Consider the following 15078-nt stretch of genomic DNA (forward strand, 5'->3'; position numbering starts at 1 on the left):
GATCGGGCGGCGGTAAAGGTCCTAAGTCCCTGACACGACGCCGTTGGGCCCAGAGCAGCCGGCCGGGACCGTGACACCCGGCGGTTTTGTCTCCGCGGGTTGAGGACTTGTGCCTCTGCCGCGACAACCGTTGCATGGTGCAGTGTCACCCCATGGAGCATCTGAGTACGCTTGATGCGAGCTTCCTGCAGGCCGAGGACTCCGACCCGCACGTAAGTCTCGCGGTCGGCGCCGTGTCGATCATCGAGGGGCCGGCTCCTGACTATGACGACCTCGTGGCGGCGTTCGCCGAACGCGCGCAGGGTATTCCGCGCTGCACGCAGATCGTGCACACCCGGCCGTTCGACCTCGCCGCTCCCGAGTGGGTGGACGACCCGCACTTCGACATCGCGCACCACCTGCATCGCATCGCGTTGCCTGCCCCGGGCGACGACGCCGAGATGTTCACGACGATCGCCGGCATCATGGAACGCCGCCTCGACCGCGACCGGCCGTTGTGGGAGTGCTGGATCATCGAGGGACTGGCCGACGGGCGGTGGGCGACACTGATGAAGATCCATCACTGCATTGCAGACGGCATCGCGACCGCGCAGATGCTGGCGAAGTTGAGTGACGACGGTGCCGGTGAGACGTTCGCCGCCGACATCCGCGCCGCTCAGGAATCCGGTCCTTCGATCCTCGGCCTGCTGAGGCCGAGGCTCAACCCGTTGGACTGGATGAACGGCGCCTGGCGGGCCACTCTCGCCGCCGCCGGTGCCGCCGAGCACGCCGTGGTGGGAGCGGCGGAGCTGACCGCCCGGGTGCTCACCCCCGGCCAGGAGTCCTCGCTCAACGGACCCGTCACCGGGATGCGTCGTTACAGTGCCGCCGTGGTGGACCTCGCTGTCATGAAGCAGGTGAGCCGGAACTTCGACGTGACGCTCAATGATGTGGCGCTGGCCGCCATCACCAACGGCTACCGGCACATGTTGCTCGACCGCGGCGAATCACCGGGTCCTCACGCGTTGCGCACGCTGGTGCCGGTGTCGATGCGCTCGGCGGGCGATTTCGATGTCACCGACAATCGGGTGTCGGCCATGCTGCCGTTGCTGCCGGTCGACGAACCCGATCCGGTCAGGCAGCTCGAGATCGTGCATCGGCGGCTGAGCCGGGCCAAGGGCAGTGGTCAGCGGGAGGGCGGTGATGCGGTGCTCGCGGCTGCCGGCAACATTCCTTTCGCTCTCTCGGCGTGGACGATCCGACTGCTCACCCGACTACCACAGAGATCGGTGACGGCATTGGCGACCAACGTCCCGGGCCCCCGCGGCCGACAACGAGTGCTGGGCCGCAAAGTGGTGGAGATCCTGCCGATCCCCCCGATTGCCCTTCATCTGCGAACCGGGATCGCGATGCTCAGCTACGCAGGCCGGTTCTCCTTCGGCATCACGGCCGACTATGACAGCGCACCCGACGTCGACGCGCTCGCCCGCGGGATCGGGGAAGGGGTGAGGTGCCTGGCCGAACTCGGCCGTGCCGAGCGCAGGACACCCCCCGATGGGGCGGGCCGACCGATCGCTGATGCCCCATGACCGAGTTCATGCGCAACAGCGATGCGTTCACCTGGGCCATGGAGAGTGATCCCCGGCTGCGCTCGACGGTGGTCACGCTGATCCTGCTCGACAAGTCGCCGGACTGGGACGAAGTACGGAATCGCTTCGACATCATCGCCCGGGCGGTGCCGATGCTGCGACAGCGGGTCGTCGCGTCTCCGCCTCCGGCGCCGCCGAGGTGGGAGCAGGCCCCGGACTTCGACCTCGACTTCCATATGCGCAGAGTGACCGCGTCGGCCCCCGGCACCATCGACACGCTGTTGGAGATGGCGCGGGTCGCGGCGATGGAGGACTTCGACCGGGCCCGCCCGCTCTGGGAGGCCACGCTGGTCGATGGTCTCGACAATGACGGCGCCGCAATGATTCTCAAGTTCCATCATGCGTTGACCGACGGCGTGGGCGGCATCCAGATCGCGATGATCCTCTTCGATCTGTCGGCGGCCCATGAGCAACCCGCGGCGGTGGCGGCACTGCCCGAGGTACCCCCGCCGCCGTGGCTGCGTAGCTATCGCGACAGCGCCCAATACGGGGCCGGCTTGGTGGGCAACGCCCTGATGGGCGCCCTGAAGATGGCCCCGAAGCTGGTTTCCCGCAGCATTCTGCGGCCTGTGGACACCGTGTCGTCGGCAGCCGAGCTGGCCGCGTCGGTCTACCGGACCATGGCGCCGGTGAACCGAAGGGGCTCGTCGCTGATGAGCAAGCGCAGCCTCATCCGCCGGCTGGGCGTGCACGAGGTCCCGTTCGCAGCGCTGCGGGCGGCCGCCCATCGCGGCGGTGGTGCGTTGAACGACGCGTTCGTCGCCGGCGTGGCCGGCGGGTTGCGCCGCTACCACGAAGCACATGACGTGACGGTTGGAGACCTTCACCTGACCATGCCGATGAGCCTGCGCGAAGATGGCGACGAGATAGGCGGCAACCGGATCACCATCATGCGGTTCGACGTACCGGTCGGTGTCGCCGATCCCGTGGAGCGCATTCGCCAGGTGCACGAGCGAACCGGCAGGGTGCGTCACGAGAAGTCGGTGCCGTACACGCAGTGGATCGCCGGTGTCCTGAATATGATGCCGCGGTGGTACATCGGATCGATGCTGCGCAATATCGACTTTTTGTGTAGCGACGTGCCGGGGATTCCGGTGCCGGTGTTCCTCGGCGGCGCGAAGGTTCTCGCCCAATACGGTTTCGGCCCGACCATCGGATCAGCGGTCAACGTGACGTTGTTGACCTACGTGGACGTGTGCACGCTGGGCATAGACGTGGACACCGGCGCGATTCCCGACTTCGAGGTGTTCTTCGACTGCCTCGTCGCCGGCTTCGACGAGGTGTTGGCACTGGGCTGATCGTGCATCGGACCGTCAGACGTTGGGGTCGAAGAGGCGGGTGGCGGCCAAGACGGCAAACGCTCCGCAACGACAAAAACCCCACCTGAGCAGGGTTTTTGTGTGGTGCGCCGTCAGGGTTTCGAACCCCGGACCCGCTGATTAAGAGTCAGCTGCTCTACCAACTGAGCTAACGGCGCGCGTGTGAGACAATAACAGGCCCGTGGCGCTGGAAGAAAATCAGCACGTCCACGCGGTATCCGGAGCCGACATCGCAGTCGTGCTCCAACATCGAAACTCCCCGTAGAATCGGCGGCAACAATCTGTGGGCGAGTTCTGTATGCGAGGTGGGGCGGAGTATGTGGCAGGTCAACACGGCAACCCGGGTGCGGCGGAGGCGGTCTTGGCTGACGGTCGCTGTGCTGGTTCCCGCGATTGCGCTCGGCCTGACCGCCTGCGGCGACAACGCAGAACCGGTCCAGGCGCAGGTGATCACCGACAAGGGCACACCGTTCGGTGACCTGCTGGTCCCGAAGCTGACGGCCTCGGTTCAGGACGGCGCCGTCGGCGTCAGTGTCGACTCGCCGGTCACCGTCAGCGCCGATTACGGTGTGCTCGGCGCCGTGACGATGGTCAACGAGGACGGCGAGCCCGTCGCGGGGCAGCTGTCCGAGGACGGGCTGACGTGGGAGACCGCGGAACCGCTCGGCTACAACAAGAGCTACACGCTGACTGCACAGTCACTCGGTCTCGGCGGTGTGACCAGCAGTCAGATGACGTTCGAGACGCACTCGCCGGAAAACCTGACGATGCCCTACGTGCTGCCCAACGACGGTGAGGTCGTCGGTGTCGGGCAGCCGGTGGCGATCCAGTTCGACGAGAACATCCCGAATCGCCTCGCCGCGCAACGCGCGATCACCGTCAAGACCACTCCGCCCGTCGAGGGCGCGTTCTACTGGCTCAACAATCGCGAAGTGCGTTGGCGCCCAGCCAAGTACTGGAAACCCGGAACGACGGTCGAGGTGGCGGTCAACACCTACGGGGTGGATCTGGGCGACGGTCTGTTCGGTCAGGACAACGTCAAGACGAGCTTCAAGATCGGTGACGAGGTCATCACGACCGTCGACGACAACACCAAGACGCTGACCGTGCGCCGCAACGGCGAGGTCATCAAGAGCATGCCCGTCTCGATGGGTAAGAACAGCACCCCGACCAACAACGGGGTGTACATCGTCGGGGACCGGCGGTCGCACATGGTGATGGACTCGTCGACATACGGCGTTCCGGCCAACTCGCCCAACGGGTACCGCACCGAGGTCGACTGGGCCACCCAGATCTCCTACAGCGGCATCTATGTGCACGCCGCCCCGTGGTCGGTGGGCAGCCAGGGCTACAGCAATGTCAGCCACGGCTGCATCAACGTGAGCACCAGTAACGGCCAGTGGTTCTACGACAACTCCAAGCGCGGCGACATCGTGGAGATCGTCAACACCGTGGGATCGCCGTTGTCGGGCACCGACGGGCTGGGCGACTGGAACATCCCGTGGGATCAGTGGAAGGCCGGCAACGCCAACCTCTGACGGGTCGGCAGGCGTGCACATCGATGCGGCGGCGTTCAGCGCGGACTGGGTCCGTGCCTGGAACGAGCACGACGTCGACGCGGTCCTGGAGCATTTCGACGACGAGGTGGTGTTCACCTCGCCGGTGGCGTTGAAGGTGGCACCGCAGACGGGCGGCGTGGTCCGCGGGAAGGCGGCGCTGCGCGAGTACTGGACGGCGGCCCTGGCCGGCATCCCGGACCTCAGGTTCACCGTCGAGCGCGTCTATCAGGGCATCGACACGGTGGTGATCGCCTACCGGAACCAGAACGGGGGACTGGTCAGCGAGGTGCTCCGGTTCAACGATGCCGGACTGGTCGTCGAAGGTCACGGCACCTACGCGCCGGCAGACACTGCGTCCTGAGAAGACAGAAACGCCGCCTACCGGAGTAGACGGCGTTTCCCTGTCGGGGTGGCTGACGGGACTCGAACCCGCGACAGCCAGGATCACAACCTGGTGCTCTACCAACTGAACTACAGCCACCATCGCCGCGCGTGCGGCTTGGTCATACTAGCCGCTGGAGCCCCCTCGAGCCGAATCGCCATTGGCAACGGGCCCGAGTTCGGCCGCAACGGCGGCAATGTCGCTGGTCGACGGCCCGGGCGGCGCGACGAACGCGGTCTGCCGGTAGTAGCGCAGCTCCCGGATCGACTCGTGGATGTCAGCAAGTGCGCGGTGCGCCAGACCCTTCTCCGGCTGCCCGAAGTAGATGCGGGGATACCAGCGGCGGCACAGCTCCTTGATCGAGCTGACGTCGATCATGCGGTAGTGCAGGTAGTCGTCGAGCTTGGGCATGTCGCGCGCGATGAACCCGCGGTCGGTGGCGATGGAGTTGCCGGCCAGGGGGGCCGTCTTGGCCTGTTTGACGTGCTCGCGGATGTAGGTCATCACCATGTCCTCGGCGGTGGCCAGGTCGACGGTGGAGGCGCGGACCTCGTCGATCAGACCGGACTTGGCGTGCATCTGGGCGACGACGTCGATCATGGACGACATCGCGGCCTCGTCGGCGTGGATGACCACGTCGAGGCCGTCGCCCAGGATGTTGAGTTCGGAGTCGGTCACCAACACCGCGATCTCGATGAGCCGGTCGGACTTGAGGTCCAGCCCGGTCATCTCGCAGTCGATCCACACCAGTTCGTCACGCACAGCGCTCAACAGTAAGCCCCGCCGCCGCTGTCGGCTGCCCACACCCGCCTGATCGCCGCGAGGCCCAAGTAGGGTTCCGGCCATGACGACGGAACTTTCCGGTACCCCAGCGCAGCAGATCGCCGCAGGTTATGCCGTCGAAGGTGCGGCGCTGGACCTGGGTTCGGTCGTCGTCGACGGGGTCTGCGATCCGTCCGCCCGGGTGCGGATCCCGCTGGCCACGCTCAACCGGCACGGCCTGGTGGCGGGTGCCACCGGCACCGGGAAGACGAAGTCGTTGCAGGTGCTCGCCGAGCAGTTGTCGGCGGCGGGGGTTCCGGTGGTGATGGCCGACGTCAAGGGCGACCTGTCGGGGCTGTCGAAACCCGGCGAGGCCGGCGAGAAGGTCACCCAGCGGGCCGCCGACACCGGTGACGAGTGGGCCGCGACGGCGTATCCGGTGGAGTTCCTGTCGCTGGGCACCTCCGGCATCGGGGTGCCGGTGCGCGCCACGATCAGCAGCTTCGGGCCGATCCTGCTGTCGAAGGTGTTGGGGCTCAACCAGACTCAGGAGTCGACGCTGGGTCTGATCTTTCACTGGGCCGATCAGCAGGGCCTGGCGCTGCTGGATCTGAAGGATCTGCGTGCGGTGATCCAGTACCTGACCAGTGATGAGGGTAAGCCGCAACTCAAGGCGCTCGGCGCGGTGTCCACCACGACCGCGGGTGTCATCCTGCGTGCGCTGGTCAACCTCGAGGCCGAAGGCGCCGACACCTTCTTCGGCGAGCCCGAACTCGAACCCGACGATCTGCTGCGGGTCGACGCGTCCGGCCGCGGCATCATCACGCTGCTGGAGCTGGGCAGCCAGGCCGCCCGCCCCGTGATGTTCTCGACGTTCCTGATGTGGGTGCTGGCCGACCTGTTCACCACGCTGCCCGAGGTCGGTGACGTCGAGAAACCCAAGCTGGTGTTCGTCTTCGACGAGGCGCATCTGTTGTTCGCCGACGCCTCCAAGGCCTTTCTGCAGCAGGTGGAGCAGACGGTCAAGCTGATCCGTTCCAAAGGCGTCGGGGTGCTGTTCTGCACGCAGTTGCCCACCGATGTTCCCAAGGAGGTGCTCAGCCAGCTCGGGGCGCGGATCCAGCATGCGTTGCGGGCGTTCACGCCGGACGACCAGAAGGCGTTGACCAAGACGGTGCGCACCTACCCGAAAACCGCGGTGTACGACCTGGAGTCGGCGTTGACTTCGCTGGGGATCGGCGAGGCCGTCGTCACCGTGCTGTCCGAGAGGGGCGCCCCCACCCCGGTGGCGTGGACCAGGATGCGGGCCCCGCGCTCGCTGATGGACACCATCGGGCCGGAGGCGATCGCGGCGGCCGCCAAAGCCAGCCCGCTGCAGGCCGAGTACGGCCAGACCATAGACCGGGACTCGGCACACGAACGGTTGGCGGCCAAGCTCGCCCCGCCACCGCCCGTCACCCCGGCGCTCCCGGCTTCCCCGCCGCCGGTCTACATCCCGCCGCCGGTCGAGGTGCCGCCCATGCCCGCGCCCGCGCAGCCCGACGAGCCGGGCCTGCTGGACAAGATGATGGACAGCCCCGCCTTCAAGAGTGCGATGCGCTCGGCGGGCACCGTGATCGGTCGCGAGATCACCCGCAGCATTTTCGGCACCGGACGGCGACGACGCCGACGCTGAAGAGGGGTCAGTCGCCGCCGAGCTTCTTGTACACCGCGCCGACGATCGGGGCGACGATCGCGCGGGGCGCGTATCCGCTGGCCGCCGACATCGCCTTGGACGTGATGCCGGGCACCACGCGCATCTTGTTGCGGTCCAAGCCATCCAGCGAAACCTTCGCGGTGTACTCGGTGTCGATCCACAGGAAGTCGGGGATCAACCGCTCGACCAGTGACTGCTCGTCGGGGTCGGGAAGCTCGGTGCGCACCGGGCCGGGGGCCAGCACGGTGACGTGCACGCCCGCCGATTTCACCTCGCCGCGCAGCGATTCGCCGAAGGTGTTCGCGAACGCCTTGGTCGCGGCGTAGGTGGCGTTGTTCGGGATGGGGGAGTTGCCGGCCGCCGATCCCGAGATCAGGATGCCGCCCGCGCGGCGCTGCACCATGCCGGGCAGCACGGCCAGCACCAGATCGTGTACGCCGAGAACGTTGAGCTGCACCTGCTTCCGCTCCTCGGCGGGATCCAGTGCATGCACAGCACCGAACGTGGCGGTGCCGGCGTTCGCGCACAGAATCGAGATGTTGCGGCCGGCCAGTTCGTCGCAGAACGCGCCGCGCGACACCGGGTCGGCGAGGTCGACGGCTCGCACCTCGACGGTCACGCCGTACTTCTGACGCAGCCGCTCGGCGAGCTCGTTGAGCACCTCTTCGCGGCGGGCCGTGATGATCAGGTGGTGTCCACGCTCGGCGAGCTCGACGGCCAGCGCCTCGCCGATGTTCTGAGAGGCGCCGGTGACGACGGCACGGGCGTCCTCGCTGGGAGCGGGTACGGGCATGGGCCGGACTATATCGTGAGCGATCATGAGCGAGCTGTCGCCCACGATCGGGCCGCCCGTAGGCAGTGCGGGTGCGAAACGCTCGCGCGTGCTGGCCTGGGCGATGTGGGATTTCGGGGCGACCGCGATCAACGCGATCGTGATCACGTTCGTGTTCACGGTCTATCTGACTTCCACTGTCGGCGACGACCTCCCCGGCGAAACCAGCCCGGCGAGCTGGCTGGGCAGGGCGCTGGCGGTGGCGGGGCTCGTGGTGGCGCTGCTCGCGCCGGTGACCGGGGTGTGGGTCGACGCGCCCGCCCGGCGTCGACGCGCCCTGGCGATCCTGACCGGGCTCGTGGTGATGCTGACCGCGTCGATGAGCCTGATCCGTGACGACCACCGCTACCTGTGGCCCGGCCTGATCCTGCTGGCCTGCACCGCGGCCTGCGGGGAACTGTCCACCGTCCCGTACAACGCGATGCTGCGGGATCTGTCCACCCCGCAAACCTCCGGCCGCGTCTCCGGATTCGGGCTCGCCCTGGGCTATTTCGGCAGCGTGCTGGCGTTGCTCGTGGTCTATGTGGGCTTCATCGCCGGTGCCGGCGACACCCGCGGCCTGCTGCACCTACCCGTCGCCGACGGCCAGAACGTGCGGGCGGCCATGCTGCTCGTCGCGGCGTGGTTCGCGGTCTTCGCGTTGCCGCTGCTCATCTCGCCGCCGCCCGTGCTTGCGCAGACACCTCCACCCCGGGTGGGCTTCATCGGTGCCTACCGCAGGCTGTGGCACGACCTGCGCGCCGAATGGCGCCGGGACCGCAACCTCGTCTACTACCTCGGCGCCAGCGCGATCTTCCGCGACGGGCTGACGGGCGTCTTCACCTTCGGTGCCGTGCTGGGCGTGCAGGTCTACGGCGTCTCGTCGGCCGATGTGCTGCTTTTCGGCGTCGCGGCCTGCGTGGTGGCCGCGGTCGGGTCGGTGATCGGCGGGCGACTCGACGACAGGGTCGGCTCCAAGCACGTCATCGTGGTGTCGCTGGTGTCGATGATCGTGGTGGGCCTGGTTCTGATGGTGTTGTCGGGCGTGCTGGCCTTCTGGGTGTGCGGTCTGCTGCTGTGCCTGTTCATCGGTCCGACGTTGTCCTCGGCGCGCACGCTGATGCTGCGGATGTGCGCGCACGGCAAGGAGGGCGTCACGTTCGGGTTCTATACGACCGCCGGGCGGGCGGCGACCTTCCTGGCGCCGTGGCTGTTCTCGCTGTCCATCGACGTCTTCGACAGCCCGCGCGCCGGTATGGGCGGTCTGGTCGCCGTGCTGGTGTTGGGGTTGCTGCTGTTTCTCCCGGTGCGTGCGCCGCACCGCAGGGATCCGGTCTAGCCCGTCGACGTGCAGATCGTCAGGCCGGCGCCGGTGCGCTCGTCGAGCTGGACGCCGTTGACCGTGATCGAGCAGGTCACCTCGCGGCCGACGTTGATGATGCTGATGCTTGCCGAACCCTCCCCGGGCGCGGGCAACGACACTTCCTTGCTCCACGGCAACATCACGTTGAACTCGGTCTGCAGCAGGCCGCCGGTGTCGACATAGGTGATGTTGATGGCGCGGCCGTTGCCGTCGACGGTGTAGACGACGGCGTCGGTGGCCCCCGGCACCGTCGGTTCGGTGGGCGGTGTGGTCCTCGGCGCGCTCGGCAGCGTCGGGGCCGGAAGCACCGGCGTGGACGGCCGCGTCGGCGGGCGTGACGTCGTGGTCGGTGCGGGTGTGGGGTACGACGGTTCCGGAGCCGACGGCAACGGGGTGATGGCCACCGGCTGCTGCCGGGAGCTGTTGACGATCACCAGCGCGATCACCAGTCCGATGACGGTCAGCACCGCCAGGCCGGCGACGATCCACAGCCAGCGGGGCGACTTCGGGTCCTCCGGAGGTGGTGGCTCGGAACCGTAACCCTGCGGCGGGTACTGCGGTGGATACTGGCCCGTCGCGTACGGGTCCTGGCCGTAGGGCGAGTAGGCGGGCAGACGCTCGGTGGGCCGGGGTCCCGGCGGCGCCTGATAGGGCGGCGCGTAGGGCGTCTGGCTCGCGTACGCCGGGTCCGAGTACCCGGGGTAGCCCCAGCCTGACTGCTCCCCGCGTCCGCCCAGGCCTGATTGCTCCTCGCGTCCGCCCAGGCCTGATTGCTCCTCGCGTCCGCCCAAGCCTGATCGCTCCTCACGTCCGCGGGAGGGTGAATCCGTCATACCCACCTCATGGCTGCAGGGTACCTGCGCAACCGCTCAGCGCGCCCCGCACCGCCTCGCACCTCGCTGCGCGCGTCGACCGTGCACAATCGGGAACCGTGGCAGAACAGGTCCGTCGAATCTACGGCGCGTCGATGTCGCCCGACGCCACGGCGTTCGCCCATCTCGTCGACGACGGTGGATATCCGAGGGCGGTGCAGCGGTTCCTCCGCGGGTGGCGCGCGAGCTCCTCGCGCGATGTCGAGCTGCCCGTCGAAGGCCCCGTGACGCGGGTGATGCACTCGGCAGACGGTCACTGGTTGGCATGCCAGGTCGCGCCAGAAGGTGGCAGCCGCAGCCAGATCTGGGTGGTGACAACGGATCCCGACGATCGTGATGCGCGAAGGATCGACAGGTGGCCGTCGGGGGTGGAGGGCACCGCGGAGCTGATCAGCTGGGACGGCACGCTTGTCGCGGCCATCCTGACCGGTGAGGACGGGGTCGGCACGTCATGCCTGCTCGACCCGTCCGGGACGACGGTCATCGTGCTGGACCGCAGATCCGGTGGCCGACTCGTCGACGCCTGGGGCGGCGCTTCGCTCGTGCGGGTGGGCCCACGCGGCTACCGCGATCTGATCATGTTGCGGGCGCTCACCGAAACCGCGCTGCTGCCTTACGATCCCGGGTCGACGACCGACACCGGCATCATCCTCGACGACCACAGTCCGCGCCGGTTGCGCTCGGGGCCGGAGGGTGAGACCACCGACCTCTATTACCCGGTCAAGGACTACGGTCTCGACAGCACCGAGGGCTATGTGCGGGCCTTGATCCGCAGCGAGAACGGCGCCCAGCACGCGCGCCTGCTCGAAGTGACGGTGACCGCCGACGGCGTGTCCTACCAGGTGGTGGCCGAGCGACCCGGCTACGAACTCGACGAGTTCACGGTCAGCGATGACCTGTCGACGGTGGCGATGTTGTGGAATCTGCACGGCGCCAGTGAATTACAGATCCTGGAGTACGCCGATCAGACGCTGCACGACCCGATCCCGCTGCCGGGCATGGTGGCCGGCGAGCTGAGCATCAGCGCGGGCGGGACGATGCTGGCCATGACGGTCGAAGGTCCGTCGAAGCCGCCCACTGTCGAACTGGTCGATCCGCGGACCCGCGAATGGGAGTTGGTCGACCGCGAACCCAGCTGCGGCCCGGTGTCGGACGACCCCACCCTGGAGACGATCATCGCCCGCGACGGCCTGACGTTCAGCGGCTGGCTGTTCCGGCCTCCCGAAGGGGTGGAGACCATCGGTGCGATGTTGTTCCTGCACGGTGGGCCCGAGGGGCAGGGCAGGCCCGGGTACAACGAGTTCTTTCCCGCACTGCTGGACGAAGGGATCTGCGTCTTCCTGCCCAACGTGCGCGGATCCGGCGGATTCGGGCGGGCCTTCATGCACGCCGACGACCGCGAGCGCCGCTTCGCGGCCATCGATGACGTCGCCGACGCCGCGCGTTTCCTCGTGGGCAACGGGCACGCGCCTGCCGGGCGGGTGGCCTGCTGCGGCTGGTCGTACGGCGGCTACCTGACACAGGCGGCGCTGACCTTTCACCCCGACGAGTTCGCCGCGGGCATCAGCATCTGCGGAATGAGCGACCTGAACAGCTGGTACCGCAACACCGAGCAGTGGATCGCGGCGGCGGCGTACCCGAAGTACGGGCACCCGGTCAGCGATCAGGATCTACTCGAACGGTTGTCTCCACTGCCGCGGGCCGACAAGGTGACTGCACCGCTGCTGTTGGTGCACGGGCTCAACGACACCAATGTGCCGCCCGGTGAATCCCAACAGATGTACGACGCGTTGACCGAATTGGGCCGCCGGGTCGAGCTGTTGACGTTCGAGGATGACGGGCACGAGATCGACAAACGCGAGAATCGAGCCGTATTGCGGAAAGCCATGACGGCGTGGCTCGTCGAGGCTTTCGCGGATTGACCTGTCCCCGCGGAGGTTTACCGGAATTTTCCGCGGGGTAAAACTCTGCTGCACGCCACCGACCGGTGTGCGGACAGAGGAGGCGCGGCATGCGAGGGATTCTCGGCGTCATTGTGCTCGTCTGGTTGTTGATCGGCGTTTTCGCTGCGTATCAGCGCGACTACTTCAGTGGTGGCGAAGCCAATTGCGCCACGGCGGGAAGCATCGCGCTGACGGTGGTGGCGGGACCGTTGAATTACGCGGGAGTCAATCCGAAGGTAACGGACTGCAACGTTCCGCAGCCCAGTCAGTAAATCCGCTGACTGGACAGAACTGGATAAGAAAAGGAGTGGCCATGATCGTCCTCGGTGCGGTCCTGCTCATCCTGGGCCTCATTTTCGGATTTTCGATCCTCACCTATATCGGTGTGGTTCTGCTGGTGATCGGCGCAGTGTTCTGGGTGCTCGGCGCCGTCGGCCGCCCGATCGGCGGCAGGAAAGTCTGGTACTAGCGCCTAAGCGCGTCGGCCGGCCGAGGTCAGCGCCGCGACTGTCATTGTCCTGAGGACGGTCCGGGAGCTGGCCTCGGCCGCTTTGTTCAGCCCGGGTTTCACGCCGTGGGGCGTCGAGTTCAGCAGACCGAACGCCGCGTGAGCCATCAGCCTGGCGTCCGTCTCTGTGAGCCCGGGGGTGCGCCGGCGGAGCACGTCGACCCAGATCTCGACGTACTGCCGCTGCTTGCGGCGGACCTGCCGTTTCGCCGCCGGCGGCAGGTTGCCGAGGTCACGGTCCTGGATACGGATCAGATCCGGTTCCCCGAACACGAAGTCGAGATGGAAGTCGATGAGGCCCTCCAGTGCTGAGTCGGCGTCATCACCGGCGCGGTCGACCACCTCGACGGCACCCGCCAGCAGGCGCGTGCTGATGCCCACCAGCAGTTCCACCAGCAGCGCTTCCTTGTTGGGGAAGTGGCGGTAGATCGCGGGCCCGCTGATGCCTGCGGCCGCCCCGATGTCCTCCAGCCGGACCGCCAGATAACCGTGCTCGGCGATCAGCCGCTCGGCCGCGCCGATCAGTTGGCCGCGGCGGTCGGACTTGGCCCTGCTGCGCGGCGAGGTGGCGTCCGTCGTGGTCATGACGTGAACCTCCGGGGCGGTCTGGACAGCGACAGTTAATGGTGATTAACATACCACTCGGTTAGTCGTCATTAACTAAAGGTGGGTTCAGCGATGGCAGCGCGGGCATCTCATCGTGACAGTCATGTCGCGCTGGTCGACCAGTTGCGGACCAAGCTCGCCGCGGCGGCGCTGGGGGGGCCTGAGCGCGCCCGCGAACGCCACGTCAGCCGGGGCAAGCTGCTCCCACGCGACCGCGTCGACGGTCTGCTGGATCCCGGGAGTCCGTTCCTGGAGCTGGCCGCACTGGCCGCCGACGGCATGTACGACGACGAGTGCCCCGGAGCGGGCATGATCGCCGGCATCGGGCGGGTGTCCGGCCGGGAGTGCATGATCGTGGCCAACGATGCGACGGTCAAGGGCGGCACCTACTACCCGGTCACCGTCAAGAAGCACCTGCGGGCCCAGGAGATCGCCCTGCAGAACCAGCTGCCGTGCATCTACCTGGTGGACTCCGGTGGAGCCTTCCTGCCCCGGCAGGACGAGGTGTTCCCCGACCGCGAGCACTTCGGCCGCATCTTCTACAACCAGGCGACCATGAGCGCCAAGGGAATTGCGCAGATCGCGGCGGTGCTCGGGTCGTGCACCGCGGGCGGCGCCTACGTTCCCGCGATGAGCGACGAGGCCGTCATCGTCCGCAATCAGGGCACCATCTTCCTGGGCGGCCCGCCGTTGGTGAAGGCCGCCACCGGCGAGATCGTGACCGCTGAGGAGCTCGGCGGCGGCGACCTGCACTCCAAGGTCTCGGGCGTCACCGACCATCTCGCCCACGACGACCGGGACGCCCTACGGATCGTGCGCCGGATCGTCGGCACGCTGGCACCGAAGGCCGATCCTCCGTGGGAGGTGGCGCCGACGGTGGACGCGGTGGCCGACCAGGCCGAACTCTACGACGTCGTCCCGGTCGACTCCCGGGTGCCGTACGACGTGCACGAGGTGATCACCCGCATCGTCGACGGCGGCGAGTTCGCGGAATTCAAGGCCGAATACGGCACCACTCTGGTGACGGGGTTCGCGCGGATCCACGGACACCCGGTCGGCATCGTGGCCAACAACGGCGTGCTGTTCGGGGAGTCGGCGGTCAAGGGCGCGCATTTCATCGAGCTGTGCGACAAGCGTGTCGTCCCGTTGTTGTTCCTGCAGAACATCTCCGGGTTCATGGTGGGCCGGGACTACGAGGCCGGCGGCATCGCCAAGCACGGCGCCAAGATGGTCACCGCCGTGGCGTGCGCGCGGGTGCCCAAGCTGACCGTGGTGATCGGGGGCTCCTACGGCGCAGGCAACTACTCGATGTGCGGGCGGGCGTATTCCCCCCGGTTCCTGTGGATGTGGCCCAACGCCCGCATCTCGGTCATGGGCGGCGAACAGGCGGCCTCGGTGCTGGCCACCGTGCGCGGGGACATGACCCCGGACGAGGAAGAGGCGTTCAAGGCGCCGATCCGCGCCCAGTACGAGGACCAGGGCAACCCGTACTACTCGACGGCGCGGCTTTGGGACGACGGTGTGATCGACCCGGCTGATACCAGAACCGTTGTCGGACTGGCACTTTCGGTGACCGCCCAGGCGCCCCTGGAGCCGGTGTCCTACGGCGTCTTCAGGATGTGACCGCAT

The 15078-nt window shown here is 67.5% G+C and carries 14 protein-coding genes and 2 tRNA genes; 10 read left to right on the forward strand and 6 right to left on the reverse strand.

The features are described 5' to 3' along the window. The first annotated feature begins 152 nt into the window (after positions 1-152). Entirely contained in the window at positions 153-1568 is a 1416-nt protein-coding gene (locus tag BN976_RS15375) for a WS/DGAT/MGAT family O-acyltransferase (protein ID WP_011781259.1), read from the forward strand. Then, positions 1565-2926, forward strand: a complete 1362-nt coding sequence (locus tag BN976_RS15380) for a wax ester/triacylglycerol synthase domain-containing protein (RefSeq protein WP_036371751.1) — start codon at positions 1565-1567, stop codon at positions 2924-2926. The genes BN976_RS15375 and BN976_RS15380 overlap by 4 nt, the downstream gene beginning before the upstream one ends. Before the next feature lie 103 nt (positions 2927-3029). Here the strand turns inward: BN976_RS15380 and BN976_RS15385 are convergent. After that, positions 3030-3105, reverse strand: a tRNA-Lys gene (locus BN976_RS15385). Between the two features lie 159 nt (positions 3106-3264). Here BN976_RS15385 and BN976_RS15390 point away from each other — a divergent pair. Together BN976_RS15390 and BN976_RS15395 are read left to right on the forward strand one after the other, a co-directional pair. Further along, positions 3265-4485 (forward strand): L,D-transpeptidase, encoded by a 1221-nt coding sequence (locus tag BN976_RS15390; protein ID WP_036371754.1) that lies wholly within the window; start codon positions 3265-3267, stop codon positions 4483-4485. A gap of 13 nt (positions 4486-4498) precedes the next feature. Beyond that, the gene (locus tag BN976_RS15395) at positions 4499-4867 is read left to right on the forward strand and encodes a nuclear transport factor 2 family protein (RefSeq protein WP_011781256.1); all 369 of its coding nucleotides are present in this window, start codon (positions 4499-4501) and stop codon (positions 4865-4867) included. Positions 4868-4914: 47 nt separating this feature from the next. On the opposite strand, the gene BN976_RS15400 is transcribed toward BN976_RS15395, so the two are convergent. Further along, positions 4915-4987, reverse strand: a tRNA-His gene (locus BN976_RS15400). Between the two features lie 27 nt (positions 4988-5014). Beyond that, positions 5015-5650: an oligoribonuclease gene (orn, locus tag BN976_RS15405; RefSeq protein ID WP_036371757.1), complete on the reverse strand. Its 636-nt coding sequence runs from the start codon at positions 5648-5650 to the stop codon at positions 5015-5017. Positions 5651-5732: 82 nt separating this feature from the next. On the opposite strand from orn, the gene BN976_RS15410 reads away from it, so the two are divergent. Continuing rightward, positions 5733-7325 (forward strand): helicase HerA-like domain-containing protein, encoded by a 1593-nt coding sequence (locus BN976_RS15410; protein ID WP_036371760.1) that lies wholly within the window; start codon positions 5733-5735, stop codon positions 7323-7325. 7 nt (positions 7326-7332) lie between these two features. Here BN976_RS15410 and cmrA read toward each other — a convergent pair whose 3' ends face one another. Further along, entirely contained in the window at positions 7333-8139 is an 807-nt protein-coding gene (cmrA, locus tag BN976_RS15415) for a mycolate reductase (RefSeq protein ID WP_036372285.1), read from the reverse strand. A 25-nt stretch (positions 8140-8164) separates the two neighbouring features. Between cmrA and BN976_RS15420 the strand changes: the two genes are divergently transcribed. Further along, positions 8165-9496: an MFS transporter gene (locus BN976_RS15420; protein ID WP_036371770.1), complete on the forward strand. Its 1332-nt coding sequence runs from the start codon at positions 8165-8167 to the stop codon at positions 9494-9496. On the opposite strand, the gene BN976_RS15425 is transcribed toward BN976_RS15420, so the two are convergent. Further along, on the reverse strand, positions 9493-10353 hold the full coding sequence (locus BN976_RS15425) for an MmpS family transport accessory protein (RefSeq protein WP_083767287.1): 861 nt from the start codon (positions 10351-10353) through the stop codon (positions 9493-9495). The two genes, BN976_RS15420 and BN976_RS15425, sit on opposite strands and share 4 nt — an antisense overlap. A 134-nt stretch (positions 10354-10487) precedes the next feature. On the opposite strand from BN976_RS15425, the gene BN976_RS15430 reads away from it, so the two are divergent. From BN976_RS15430 to BN976_RS33235, 3 genes are all read left to right on the forward strand, one after another. Continuing rightward, positions 10488-12314 carry an alpha/beta hydrolase family protein gene (locus BN976_RS15430; RefSeq protein ID WP_049778249.1) on the forward strand — a complete coding sequence of 609 codons (1827 nt, stop codon included), beginning with the start codon at positions 10488-10490 and terminating at the stop codon, positions 12312-12314. An 89-nt stretch (positions 12315-12403) separates the two neighbouring features. Further along, positions 12404-12607, forward strand: coding sequence for a hypothetical protein (locus BN976_RS15435; RefSeq protein WP_011781249.1), 204 nt, complete (start codon positions 12404-12406; stop codon positions 12605-12607). Between the two features lie 41 nt (positions 12608-12648). Further along, the gene (locus tag BN976_RS33235; protein WP_011781248.1) at positions 12649-12804 is read left to right on the forward strand and encodes a hypothetical protein; all 156 of its coding nucleotides are present in this window, start codon (positions 12649-12651) and stop codon (positions 12802-12804) included. Between the two features lie 3 nt (positions 12805-12807). On the opposite strand, the gene BN976_RS15440 is transcribed toward BN976_RS33235, so the two are convergent. Beyond that, positions 12808-13428: an SACE_7040 family transcriptional regulator gene (locus BN976_RS15440; RefSeq protein ID WP_011781247.1), complete on the reverse strand. Its 621-nt coding sequence runs from the start codon at positions 13426-13428 to the stop codon at positions 12808-12810. Positions 13429-13521: 93 nt separating this feature from the next. On the opposite strand from BN976_RS15440, the gene BN976_RS15445 reads away from it, so the two are divergent. Continuing rightward, a complete protein-coding gene (locus tag BN976_RS15445; RefSeq protein ID WP_011781246.1) occupies positions 13522-15072 on the forward strand; it encodes a carboxyl transferase domain-containing protein in 1551 nt (516 codons plus the stop codon). The last annotated feature ends 6 nt before the right edge of the window (positions 15073-15078 follow it).

Origin of the sequence: Mycolicibacterium austroafricanum (assembly GCF_000612725.1) — a bacterium.
Classification (GTDB): Bacteria; Actinomycetota; Actinomycetes; order Mycobacteriales; family Mycobacteriaceae; genus Mycobacterium; species Mycobacterium austroafricanum.

Coding starts and splice junctions, on each gene's coding strand:
- BN976_RS15420 (WP_036371770.1), top strand. CDS start 8,165: ATGAGCGAGCTGTCGCCCACGATCGGGCCGCCCGTAGGCAGTGCGGGT.
- BN976_RS15425 (WP_083767287.1), bottom strand. CDS start 10,353: ATGACGGATTCACCCTCCCGCGGACGTGAGGAGCGATCAGGCTTGGGC.
- BN976_RS15440 (WP_011781247.1), bottom strand. CDS start 13,428: ATGACCACGACGGACGCCACCTCGCCGCGCAGCAGGGCCAAGTCCGAC.
- BN976_RS15445 (WP_011781246.1), top strand. CDS start 13,522: ATGGCAGCGCGGGCATCTCATCGTGACAGTCATGTCGCGCTGGTCGAC.
- BN976_RS15430 (WP_049778249.1), top strand. CDS start 10,488: ATGTCGCCCGACGCCACGGCGTTCGCCCATCTCGTCGACGACGGTGGA.
- BN976_RS15410 (WP_036371760.1), top strand. CDS start 5,733: ATGACGACGGAACTTTCCGGTACCCCAGCGCAGCAGATCGCCGCAGGT.
- BN976_RS15380 (WP_036371751.1), top strand. CDS start 1,565: ATGACCGAGTTCATGCGCAACAGCGATGCGTTCACCTGGGCCATGGAG.
- cmrA (WP_036372285.1), bottom strand. CDS start 8,139: ATGCCCGTACCCGCTCCCAGCGAGGACGCCCGTGCCGTCGTCACCGGC.
- BN976_RS15375 (WP_011781259.1), top strand. CDS start 153: ATGGAGCATCTGAGTACGCTTGATGCGAGCTTCCTGCAGGCCGAGGAC.
- BN976_RS15435 (WP_011781249.1), top strand. CDS start 12,404: ATGCGAGGGATTCTCGGCGTCATTGTGCTCGTCTGGTTGTTGATCGGC.
- BN976_RS33235 (WP_011781248.1), top strand. CDS start 12,649: ATGATCGTCCTCGGTGCGGTCCTGCTCATCCTGGGCCTCATTTTCGGA.
- BN976_RS15390 (WP_036371754.1), top strand. CDS start 3,265: ATGTGGCAGGTCAACACGGCAACCCGGGTGCGGCGGAGGCGGTCTTGG.